At 43.6% G+C, this 6288-nt stretch carries 5 protein-coding genes and 1 pseudogene; 5 read left to right on the forward strand and 1 reads right to left on the reverse strand.

Going from position 1 to position 6288, the window contains the following annotated elements; all coding sequences use genetic code 11:
- The first annotated feature begins 37 nt into the window (after nt 1-37).
- The 5 genes from rimP (at nt 38) to truB (ending at nt 6170) form a co-directional block, all read left to right on the forward strand.
- Entirely contained in the window at nt 38-493 is a 456-nt protein-coding gene (rimP, locus tag ABMY41_RS10850) for a ribosome maturation factor RimP (protein ID WP_054562099.1), read from the forward strand.
- A 38-nt stretch (nt 494-531) separates the two neighbouring features.
- Nucleotides 532-2031 (forward strand): transcription termination factor NusA, encoded by a 1500-nt coding sequence (gene nusA, locus ABMY41_RS10855; RefSeq protein ID WP_054553176.1) that lies wholly within the window; start codon nt 532-534, stop codon nt 2029-2031.
- 25 nt (nt 2032-2056) lie between these two features.
- Nucleotides 2057-4714, forward strand: coding sequence for a translation initiation factor IF-2 (gene infB / locus ABMY41_RS10860; RefSeq protein WP_130166697.1), 2658 nt, complete (start codon nt 2057-2059; stop codon nt 4712-4714).
- Between the two features lie 110 nt (nt 4715-4824).
- Nucleotides 4825-5229 (forward strand): 30S ribosome-binding factor RbfA, encoded by a 405-nt coding sequence (gene rbfA, locus ABMY41_RS10865; RefSeq protein ID WP_054553174.1) that lies wholly within the window; start codon nt 4825-4827, stop codon nt 5227-5229.
- Entirely contained in the window at nt 5229-6170 is a 942-nt protein-coding gene (gene truB / locus ABMY41_RS10870) for a tRNA pseudouridine(55) synthase TruB (RefSeq protein ID WP_349274660.1), read from the forward strand. Before rbfA ends, truB begins: the two co-directional genes overlap by 1 nt.
- Here truB and ABMY41_RS10875 read toward each other — a convergent pair.
- Nucleotides 6167-6288: pseudogene (locus ABMY41_RS10875) on the reverse strand (ISAs1 family transposase); the annotation flags it as partial. The gene truB and the pseudogene ABMY41_RS10875 sit on opposite strands and share 4 nt — an antisense overlap.

The following is a 6288-nucleotide window of genomic DNA, read 5'->3' on the forward strand; positions in this document are numbered from 1 at the left end:
GCTATATGCCCTTTTTTTGTTTGTATGGAGGATTTTCGTGACAAAACTTGAGCAAGATTTAGTAGCCATGCTCTCACCGGCCGTTGAAATGTTAGGCTTTGAGTTACATGGTCTTGAGTTTGTGCAAGCTGGTCGCCACTCTACATTACGTGTTTATATCGATCACGATGCAGGGATTACGGTTGACAATTGTGCCGACGTTAGTCGTCAAGTTAGCGCAATTTTAGATGTCGAAGACCCAATTACAAATGAATATGATTTGGAAGTTTCGTCTCCTGGTGTTGATCGTCCATTATTCAAACAAGATCACTACGAGAAGGCGCAAGGAGAAGAAGTACGCGTGCGTACAAAGCTTCCGCAAGATGGTCGTCGTAACTTTAAAGGCGATTTAGTATCAGTTAGCAGTGATATGATCACACTTTCAGCAGATGGCGCTGAGCATATGATTATGCTTAGTAACATTGAACGTGCGAACATCATCGCAAAGTTTTAATTCGAGTGCGAAGGAATAGGGCAAGCGAGGCATAACCCATGGCAAAAGAAATATTATTGGTTGCTGAAGCCGTCTCCAATGAGAAAGCGGTTCCAAAAGAAAAAATTTTTGAAGCGTTAGAGTTCGCATTAGCGACTGCAACAAAGAAAAAACACGATGGCGAAATCGAAGTTCGCGTATCAATCGACCGTAAAACAGGTGATTACGACACATTCCGTCGTTGGAAGATTGCTGAAGTTCTTGAAGATGGTTCTTTAGAAAATCCTTACAGCGAAATCACACTTGAAGCGGCTCAGGTTGAAGACGAAAGCCTACAATTAGGTGATTACGTTGAAGAACAAATTGAGTCAATCAAGTTTGACCGTATTACAACACAAATGGCTAAGCAAGTTATCGTACAAAAAGTACGTGAAGCTGAGCGTGCATTAGTGGTTGAAGAATACAAAGATCAACAAGGCGAATTAGTAACAGGTGTTGTTAAAAAAGCAACCCGTGATGCAATCGTACTTGACCTTGGTAACAATGCTGAAGCGGTTATCTACCGTGATGATATGTTACCGCGTGAAAACTTCCGTCCAGGTGACCGTATCCGTGGTCTTCTTTACGAAGTTAAGCCAGAAGCACGTGGCGCGCAGTTATTTGTAACGCGTTCTAAGCCAGAAATGCTAATGGAACTTTTCCGCATTGAGGTGCCAGAGATTGGCGAAGAGATGATTGAACTACGTGCAGCTGCACGTGATCCAGGTTCTCGTGCAAAAATCGCGGTAAAATCTAACGACAAACGTATCGACCCAGTAGGTGCGTGTGTTGGTATGCGTGGTGCACGTGTACAAGCAGTTTCAACTGAGCTTGGTGGTGAGCGTGTTGATATCGTTCTTTACGATGACAACCCTGCGCAATTCGTTATCAATGCAATGGCACCAGCAGAAGTTGCGTCAATCGTAATGGACGAAGATACACATTCAATGGATATCGCTGTTGAAGCCGATAACCTAGCACAAGCAATCGGTCGTAATGGTCAAAACGTTCGTCTTGCTAGCCAGTTAACTGGTTGGGAATTAAACGTAATGACAGTTGATGACATGCGTGCGAAGAACGAAGCTGAATCAGATAAGCTAATCAACTTATTCACTGAATACTTAGATATCGATGATGAGTTTGCAACTTTACTTATCAACGAAGGTTTCTCAACACTTGAAGAAGTGGCTTACGTACCGGCATCAGAATTCTTAGAAATTGACGGTTTAGATGAAGAAACAGTTGATATCTTACGTTCACGTGCAAAAGACGCATTAACAACGAAAGCGCTTAAAACTGAAGAAAGCCTAGAAGGTGCAGAACCTGCAGAAGACCTACTAGCGCTTGAAGGCTTAGAGCGTCACCTTGCATTTGTTATGGCAAGTAAAGGTGTAGTAACACTTGAAGACTTAGCTGAGCAAGGCATTGATGAGTTAGTAGACATCACTGAACTTTCAGAAGAAGAAGCTGGCAAGCTAATTATGGCTGCGCGTAACATTTGTTGGTTCGCAGACGAGTAATTTATTAACGGAGGTATTACACACTATGGCAGAAGTAAATGTTGAAAAACTAGCCGGAGATATTGGTACAACTGTTGATAAACTACTACAGCAGCTAGAACAAGCCGGTATTTCTAAAAAAGCAGGTGATATGATAACTGAGTCTGAAAAGTCGACGTTACTAGATCACTTGAGCAAGCAGCACGGCGGCACGGGCTCAGAAGGCCCAGCTCGCATGACTTTGCAACGTAAAAGCAAAAGTACGCTAAGCGTAACTGGCTCTACAGGTAAAGCGAAGTCTGTGCAAGTTGAAGTACGTAAAACACGTACTTACGTTAAGAAAAGCGCCATTGAGCAACAGCAAGAAGAAGAGCGTTTAGCTGCAGAAGAAGCTGCACGTAAAGCAGCAGAGCTTAAAGCCCAGCAAGAAGCTGAGGAGCTTAAAGCGAAACAAGAGGCAGAGCGCAAAGCGAAAGAAGAAGCTGAGCGTAAAGCCAAAGAAGAGGCTAAACGTAAAGCTGAAGCTGAGCGTAAAGCGAAACAGAAGCAGATGACCCCAGAGCAAAGTGCTAAGTCTGAACAAGATCGCGCCGAAGCTGAGCGTCTGCAAAAAGAAGCAGAAGAGGCCGCATTGAGAAAAGCTGAAGAAGAAGCGAAACGTCAAGCAGAAGAGGCAAGAAAGCTAGCTGAAGAAAATGAAGCTCGCTGGAAAAAGGAAGAAGAAGAGCGTAAGCAGCGTGAAGAAAATGCTGATCACCACCTTACGACTTCTACTTACGCACGTGAAGCAGAAGATGAATCTGATGCACGTGAAGAGCAAAGCGCTCGTCGTAAGAAAAAGAAAAAAGGACCTCAAAAAGAGAAACAGTCTACTGGTCCTAAAGGCAAGAAAGGTAAGCTGAAAGCACCAACGTCTTTACAACATGGTTTCCAAAAACCAACAGCAGACGTGAAAAACGAAGTTCGTATCAGTGAAACAATCACTGTTGCTGAGCTTGCATCACGTATGGCAGTTAAAGGTGCTGAAGTTGTTAAAACGATGATGAAGATGGGTGACATGGTTACCATCAACCAAGTGATTGACCAAGAAACAGCACAACTTGTAGCTGAAGAAATGGGTCACAAGGTTATCATCGTTAAAGAAAACGAATTAGAAGAGAAAGTACTAAGCGACCGTAGCGAAGAAGGTAAAGCCATTCCTCGTGCGCCGGTTGTAACAGTAATGGGTCACGTTGACCACGGTAAAACGTCAACACTTGACTACATTCGTTCAGCAAAAGTTGCTTCAGGTGAGGCAGGTGGTATTACACAGCACATTGGTGCATACCACGTTGAAACAAATGGTCACATGATCACGTTCTTAGATACTCCGGGCCACGCCGCGTTTACATCAATGCGTGCACGTGGTGCTAAAGCAACGGATATCGTAATCCTAGTCGTTGCTGCGGATGATGGTGTAATGCCACAAACTAAAGAAGCGGTTCAGCACGCCCGTGCTGCAGGCGTTCCTTTAATCATCGCAGTAAACAAGATGGATAAAGAAGGCATCGACCCAGATCGCGTTAAGAACGAACTAGCACAATTAGACGTTATCCCAGAAGAGTGGGGTGGTGACACGCAATTCGTTCATATCTCAGCAAAAACAGGTTTAGGTATTGATGACCTACTTGAAGCGGTACTAATGCAAGCTGAAATCCTAGAGCTAACTGCACCAGCTGAAGGTATGGCTGCAGGTGTTGTAATTGAATCGCGTCTTGATAAAGGCCGTGGTCCAGTTGCGTCAATCCTAGTTCAGTCTGGTACGCTTAACCAAGGTGATATCGTACTGTGTGGTCTTGAATATGGCCGTGTTCGTGCGATGAAAGATGAGAACGGTAAAGACATCAAGTCTGCGGGTCCATCTATCCCAGTTGAGATTTTAGGTCTGTCTGGTATCCCTGCTGCTGGTGATGAAGCAACAGTAGTTAAAGATGAGCGTAAAGCGCGTGAAGTAGCACTTTACCGTCAAGGTAAGTTCCGTGAAGTGAAGCTTGCTCGTCAACAAAAAGCGAAGCTTGAAAACATGTTTACGAACATGGCTGAAGGCGATGTATCAGAAGTTAACATCGTTCTTAAAGCTGACGTACAAGGTTCAATTGAAGCAATCGCTGATTCATTAACTAAGCTTTCTACCGATGAAGTTAAAGTGAAGATTGTTGGTTCAGGTGTAGGTGGTATCACTGAAACTGATGCAACGCTTGCAGCGGCGTCAAACGCAATCGTTGTTGGCTTTAACGTACGTGCTGATGCATCAGCTCGTAAAGTAATTGAGTCAGAAAACCTAGACTTACGTTATTACAGCGTAATCTACAGCCTGATTGAAGAAGTTAAACAAGCGATGTCAGGTATGCTTGCACCAGAATTCAAGCAAGAGATCATTGGTCTTGCTGAAGTTCGTGACGTGTTCAAGTCACCTAAGATTGGTGCAATCGCAGGTTGTATGGTTACTGAAGGTATCGTTAAGCGTAGCGCGCCTATCCGTGTACTTCGTGATAACGTGGTTATCTATGAAGGTGAACTTGAGTCACTACGTCGCTTTAAAGATGACGTTCAAGAAGTACGTAACGGTATGGAATGTGGTATCGGCGTTAAGAACTACAACGATGTTAAAGTTGGCGACCAAATCGAGGTGTTCGAGACGGTTGAAGTACAACGTTCACTTTAATTTCGTTTAAGTCACTATTTTAAATGGGGGCCTAGCCCCCATTTGTGTATTCGTAATTAAATTAACTTATTCTTTAACATCAATAAGTTATTATTTTAGAGTGAAATGAAATGAGAGAATTTTCTCGCACTGATCGTGTTGCACAGCAAATTCAAAAAGAGATTGCTGTTATTCTGCAACGCGAAATCAAAGATCCACGCTTAGGCATGGTGACAGTGTCTGCGGTTGAGGTATCTCGCGACTTATCTTACGCAAAAGTATTTATCACAGTGTTTAATACTGATGATGAAGATAAAGCCAAGCAAAGCGCTAAAATCTTAAATGAAGCAACGGGTTATATTCGTTCTTTATTAGGTAAACGTATTCGTGCGCGCATCATGCCTGAGTTACGTTTTGTGATCGATAACTCGCTTATGGAAGGTATGCGTATTTCAAACTTGGTTGACTCAGTTATTCGTGAAGACAATGCCAAGCATGTAGACGAAGATGACAGCGAAGAAGGCACTAAAGACTAATGGCTAGACGCAGTAAAGGTCGTGCTATTGACGGCATCTTATTACTTAATAAGCCGCAAGGTATTTCATCAAACAAAGCATTGCAGCAAGCAAAGGGAATTTACTTTGCTCAAAAAGCAGGCCACACTGGTGCGCTTGATCCGCTCGCGACGGGTATGCTGCCTATTTGTTTTGGTGAAGCGACTAAGTTTACCCAGTTCTTGCTTGATACTGACAAAACCTATGTTGTACGCGCCAAACTTGGTGAGCGAACCACGACCTCTGATTCAGATGGTGAAGTGGTTGAAACGCGCGACGTATCGGTCACCCGTGAACAATTAGCTGAGCAAATTGCCAGTTTCTTAGGTGAGTCGGATCAATACCCTTCGATGTACTCTGCGCTTAAATACCAAGGTCAGCCTTTGTATAAATATGCTCGCGAAGGTATCGAAGTGCCGCGTAAGTGTCGAAAAATTAATGTATTTAGTTTAACGCTTGATGAGTTTGATGAAGCTAATAACGAAGTACAAATGACGGCACATGTGTCTAAAGGCACTTATATTCGTACTATTGTTGACGACTTAGGTGAAAAGCTTGGCTGTGGTGCGCATGTCATCATGTTACATCGCAGTGCAGTTGGCCATTACCCAAGTGAGAAAATGGTCACTCTTGAGCAACTTGAAGAAAAGCTACAGCAAGCAAAAGCAGACGATGTTGCGCCTTCAAGCTACCTCGATGAGCTATTACTGCCAATGGATACTGCTTTGGTTGATTTACCTGTGATTGAGATTACTCAAGAGCAGGGCGTGGCATTTAGTCATGGTCAAACAGTCGTGATTGGTAAGCCTGTACCAGATGGTGTGGTAAAGGTAATGGCTGATGGGGTGTTCATTGGTACTGGTGAGCGTCATAAAGACGGTCACTTAAAATCAAAGCGTGGCTTATCAAATCAACACGGCTAGCGCATTTTAATCCCAGACTCTAACAGGGTTGAGCGGTAATCATCGTCTAGCCCTGCCATTTTCTTTTTCCTCGCCATACTAGCTGACTTAGATGTATCTTGTTTAAAAAGCGCCATGG

Source organism: Pseudoalteromonas sp. BZA4 (assembly GCF_040104395.1).
Classification (GTDB): domain Bacteria; phylum Pseudomonadota; class Gammaproteobacteria; order Enterobacterales; family Alteromonadaceae; genus Pseudoalteromonas.